The 4,026-nt window shown below is 53.6% G+C and carries 9 protein-coding genes and 1 pseudogene; 6 read left to right on the top strand and 4 right to left on the bottom strand.

Going from position 1 to position 4,026, the window contains the following annotated elements; translation table 11 throughout:
- The first annotated feature begins 228 nt into the window (after nucleotides 1-228).
- From ribH to BG74_RS18220, 6 genes and pseudogenes are all read left to right on the top strand, one after another.
- Nucleotides 229-699 carry a 6,7-dimethyl-8-ribityllumazine synthase gene (gene ribH, locus BG74_RS08555; RefSeq protein WP_066597842.1) on the top strand — a complete coding sequence of 157 codons (471 nt, stop codon included), beginning with the start codon at nucleotides 229-231 and terminating at the stop codon, nucleotides 697-699.
- A 19-nt stretch (nucleotides 700-718) separates the two neighbouring features.
- Nucleotides 719-1,138, top strand: a complete 420-nt coding sequence (gene nusB, locus BG74_RS08560) for a transcription antitermination factor NusB (protein WP_066597844.1) — start codon at nucleotides 719-721, stop codon at nucleotides 1,136-1,138.
- A gap of 69 nt (nucleotides 1,139-1,207) precedes the next feature.
- On the top strand, nucleotides 1,208-1,330 hold the full coding sequence (locus tag BG74_RS20960; RefSeq protein ID WP_439895721.1) for a hypothetical protein: 123 nt from the start codon (nucleotides 1,208-1,210) through the stop codon (nucleotides 1,328-1,330).
- 12 nt (nucleotides 1,331-1,342) lie between these two features.
- A complete protein-coding gene (locus BG74_RS20965) occupies nucleotides 1,343-1,624 on the top strand; it encodes an AIR synthase related protein (RefSeq protein WP_439895722.1) in 282 nt (93 codons plus the stop codon).
- Nucleotides 1,621-1,863, top strand: coding sequence for a hypothetical protein (locus BG74_RS20970; RefSeq protein ID WP_439895723.1), 243 nt, complete (start codon nucleotides 1,621-1,623; stop codon nucleotides 1,861-1,863). The genes BG74_RS20965 and BG74_RS20970 overlap by 4 nt, the downstream gene beginning before the upstream one ends.
- Nucleotides 1,864-2,271: 408 nt before the next feature.
- A pseudogene (locus BG74_RS18220) lies at nucleotides 2,272-2,703 on the top strand (phosphatidylglycerophosphatase A).
- A gap of 49 nt (nucleotides 2,704-2,752) precedes the next feature.
- Here the strand turns inward: BG74_RS18220 and BG74_RS20975 are convergent.
- The 4 genes from BG74_RS20975 to BG74_RS18225 form a co-directional block, all read right to left on the bottom strand.
- Nucleotides 2,753-2,905 (bottom strand): hypothetical protein, encoded by a 153-nt coding sequence (locus BG74_RS20975; RefSeq protein WP_439895724.1) that lies wholly within the window; start codon nucleotides 2,903-2,905, stop codon nucleotides 2,753-2,755.
- A complete protein-coding gene (locus BG74_RS20980) occupies nucleotides 2,847-3,137 on the bottom strand; it encodes a hypothetical protein (protein WP_439895725.1) in 291 nt (96 codons plus the stop codon). Before BG74_RS20980 ends, BG74_RS20975 begins: the two co-directional genes overlap by 59 nt.
- Before the next feature lie 291 nt (nucleotides 3,138-3,428).
- Nucleotides 3,429-3,572, bottom strand: a complete 144-nt coding sequence (locus tag BG74_RS20985; protein ID WP_439895726.1) for a hypothetical protein — start codon at nucleotides 3,570-3,572, stop codon at nucleotides 3,429-3,431.
- Nucleotides 3,573-3,642: 70 nt separating this feature from the next.
- The coding region (locus tag BG74_RS18225; protein WP_305809593.1) for a transketolase C-terminal domain-containing protein at nucleotides 3,643-4,026 on the bottom strand (384 nt) is incomplete at its 5' end.

The raw sequence follows: 4,026 nt of genomic DNA on the forward strand, positions 1-4,026 counted from the left end.
ATTGCTCGGCGCCGATGCCCGCCCGCTGTGTCTGTTGCCAGGGCTGCAACAACTTGACGCGGCGCTAGGTTTTACGCTGCTTGATGTCCGGCAAGTAGGGCCGGACATCCGCCTGCGTCTGAAACCCAGCGAGGGTGTTTAATTGGCCCGCGCAGCAGATAAAGTATTATGTTAGAATCCCCTTCCTTGCGAGACGATTCAGATAGTTACTATTTTATAAGGATAACCATGAACGTTATTGAAGGTATAGTTGTAGCTCCCAATGCGCGCGTTGCTATCGCTATTGCGCGCTTTAACCACTTCATCAATGGCAGCTTGCTTGATGGCACCGTCGACACCCTGAAACGCATCGGCCAGGTCAAAGACGAAAACATTACCGTGGTCTGGGTCCCGGGCGCTTACGAATTACCATTAGCGGTCAGCACGCTGGCCGATAGCAAAAAATATGACGCCATCGTGGCGCTAGGCACGGTTATCCGTGGCGGCACTGCGCATTTTGAATTCGTCGCCGGCGAATGTAGCACTGGCCTGTCTTCGGTCGCCGCACGCACCGCATTGCCGGTAGCGTTCGGGGTGTTGACCACTGAGAATATCGAACAGGCCATCGAACGAGCTGGCACTAAGGCCGGCAATAAGGGCGCAGAAGCCGCACTGACCGCGCTGGAAATGATTAACGTATTGCAATCTATCAAAGCGTAATCAAGGAAAGGGGAATTTTGTGAAACCAGCTGCTCGTCGCCGTGCTCGTGAATGTGCCATCCAGGCGCTTTACTCATGGCAATTATCACATAACGACATTGTTGATATTGAAGTCCAGTTTCTAGCGGAGCAGAACACGTCGGATGTGGATGTCGCTTATTTCCACGAGCTGTATGCCGGCGCGGCGACGAATGCCCAAGAACTAGATAAGCTGATGGAGCCTTACCTTTCGCGCCAGCTAGAAGAGATTGGCCACGTGGAGCGCGCTGTGTTGCGCCTGGCGCTGTTTGAACTGAGCAAGCGCCAGGATGTGCCGTATAAGGTTACCATCAACGAAGCTATCGAGCTGGCCAAAACCTTTGGCGCAGAAGAAAGTCATAAATTTATTAATGGCGTGCTAGACAAGGTTGTCCCGGAGATTTGTCACAATAGAAAATAGCGTGGCGGGTCCGAGGCTATCGGTCCCACCATTACACCACGCCAGTACTAACACATATTTGGATAGAGTATGGCATGTAATGATTTTGACCTCATTGACCACTATTTCAACCGGATGCGCAGCAAGCGCCTGGATGTGGTGGCGGGTATCGGCGATGACTGTGCGCTGATGTCGGTAGCTGAGAAAAAATAGATTGAGATCAGTATGGATACGCTAGTGGTAGGCACGTATTTTCTGCCGGACATCAGCCCTTCTGATTCGGGATATAAGTCACTGATGGTTAACCTTAGAGATCTGGCCGCCATGGGCACCGGATCTGGTCTGGCTGTCGCTGGCGCTTCCCTCGCTATCGGTGGCAGTGAGGGCTGGCTGCCTGCCTTCAGCGATAGTTTGTTCCAGAAGTTAGATTACTACGAATATACAACTGATTGCTGGCGACACTACCCTTGGTCCGTTGAGCCTAGCGATGACCGTTCAGGGCTTTGATCCCCACCGGCCGCGCACTGACCCGTGACGGCGCCTGTATCGGCGACTGGATCTATGTCACCGGCACGCTGGGGGACAACACCGCCGGTTTAGCGATACTGCAAAATCGCCTACAGTGTAGTATTAAGGATACGCAGGATAGTCAATATTTACTGGCCTGCCATATTTGCTCGCGGCAGCCGCGCATTTTACAGGGCCGCATTGCGAGACCTCGCCAATATCGTCATCAATATCTCTGACAGCATTATCACGGATTTGCGCCATATTCTTGCCCGCAGCGACTGCGGCGCCCCCCGCATTAACCTCGATATATCCCCAATTCTCCGGCGCTGCTTGCGCCACGCTACCGACCGATCAAGGCGCTGCGTGGGCGCTCGGCAGCGACGAAGATTACGAACCGTGCTTCACTATGCCCGAAATCAATCGCGGCGCACTGGATTTCGCGCTGTTGGCCATACCTGAGAGCCGTTTACTTGCATCGGTCAGATCGGCCCGCCCGTGCACGCATATAAGGGATTCAATTTATTCTCCATTACCAACCGGTAGAGTATATGACTGGCACGGGTATGATCATTTCAAAATATACGATAGTGAATGACGATGGATAAGCTGGCCGCCCGGCGGATTAACCTTTCTAACCCTGGCATTTGCTGGCAACGGGCTTCGGCAGAGGCATGTTCCCTTGGATGCCCGGCACTGTGGGCTTGTCGGCGGCGATTCCGTTTTGGTGCCTACTATTGCCGTGACAACTGTATTCGCTGGCGGTCATCAAGCTTTACCTGGGTGTCTACTTTTGCCACCAGACGGCGCAGGACATGGGGTTATGATTATGGCCGCATAGTTTGGGATGAATTCGTCGGCATGTGGATTACCCTGATGGCTTTACCAGTAACGACTAGTGGTGGGTGCTGTAGGGCCTTTTGCTGTTCCGGCTATGAGTATCTGGAAACCTTGGCCGATTCGCCTGGTTTGATCGCAAGGTACACAACGGCACGGCTACTATTGTCGACGAAATGGTGGCCGTGATTATCGCCGCGGGCGTCCTTTACTGGATCAGGTATCACTGGCCGCTGCTTTAGGGTGTATCCTCTGTGTCGGTGGCAGGGGATAAAGGATGCATCGGCAACATTAGCGAAATCCCACCACATGGTGCGGTAAGTAATCTGTTTCCAGCTCGGCTATCTCTTCACCGTCCAGCTTGACCTCCGTGGCCTGTAGCAGCTCAGCAAGCTGCGCTGGGTGCGACGCAATAACGATGGGCGCCGTTACCGCCGTAAGCATCCACGCCAGCGACACCTGTCCGCGAGCTGCCGCGGACCTTGGCTACTACGCCGATCCGTTCGGCGATATGGGCATCATTATCCTCGCTGTGTTCAAATAGCGTTTTGCCAAATTCGTCCGATATCAGATGGGCGATGGTTTTGCCCAAGGGGTGAGTAAGCATACCGCGAGCTAGCAGGGCCATGGCAATACGGTAATATTTTCCGCTAGGCACAACGGATGCATTTCCCACTCTTCTTCCCATTAAATCAAATTGTACCGATCCTGCATACCGAAAAACCGTATCTAATCGTGCAGATCAGCGGTATACAGCACGCGGACGAATTGCCAGGCGTACATGGAGGAGGTGCTGATAGCGGGTCATAATATAATGCCTCCAGCGTTTCCTTCAGTGGGGGTGGGGTATCTAGTCTAGCGATTAATTTGCAATAAATCGACATAATCCATATCCAAGCGCGTTAGGCTATATTATCGATCGATTTCAGAATATTTGCGCGGAACAGGCTGCCGGAGAGGTCGGCAGTCAGAAAAACACCTTAGTTGCCACCACCACGTCATCGCAGCGGACGTAGGTCTTCAGCGCCCGGCCGACGATCTCTTCGTTGCTGCTGTCGGAATACAGGTAGAACACGCGTAGGCCAGTCTGGCCGAGGGTGGTATATTCCATGGTCATCATCCAGAGGAATGGCGCCGTAAAGGAAAATAATAAATATAGGCACTGGGACGGCGCCGCAGGCTTAGGCAAGCCAGTTCTCGATTTGCCGGCGGATCCCTGCACTATCGAGACCCAGATCGGCACGAATTTCTTCTTGGCTACCTTGAGGGATGAAATAGTCCGGTAGGCCTATGTTCAAAACCGACACCTGCAGCTGCTGGTGCATGATGAATTCGTTCACGCCGCTGCCGGCGCCTCCCATGATGGTGTTCTCCTCAATCGTCACCAGCGCCTGATGACTGACGGCTAGTTTCTTTATGAGTGCGCCGTCAAGCGGTTTGACGAAGCGCATATCCACAAGCGTCGCGTTCAGAGCCGCCGCTGCCTCCTTGGCCTGGGGAAACAAGGTGCCGAAATTGAGAATCGCCACGCCAGTGCCCTGGCGGTGCACCACCCCTTTACCCAG

Source organism: Sodalis-like endosymbiont of Proechinophthirus fluctus, assembly GCF_001602625.1.
GTDB lineage: Bacteria > Pseudomonadota > Gammaproteobacteria > Enterobacterales > Enterobacteriaceae.

What these genes read in the sequence shown, in the direction of transcription:
- ribH (WP_066597842.1), top strand. Translation starts at nt 229, where the DNA reads ATGAACGTTATTGAAGGTATAGTTGTAGCTCCCAATGCGCGCGTTGCT.
- BG74_RS20960 (WP_439895721.1), top strand. Translation starts at nt 1,208, where the DNA reads ATGGCATGTAATGATTTTGACCTCATTGACCACTATTTCAACCGGATG.
- BG74_RS20965 (WP_439895722.1), top strand. Translation starts at nt 1,343, where the DNA reads ATGGATACGCTAGTGGTAGGCACGTATTTTCTGCCGGACATCAGCCCT.
- BG74_RS20975 (WP_439895724.1), bottom strand. Translation starts at nt 2,905, where the DNA reads ATGCTTACGGCGGTAACGGCGCCCATCGTTATTGCGTCGCACCCAGCG.
- BG74_RS20985 (WP_439895726.1), bottom strand. Translation starts at nt 3,572, where the DNA reads ATGGAATATACCACCCTCGGCCAGACTGGCCTACGCGTGTTCTACCTG.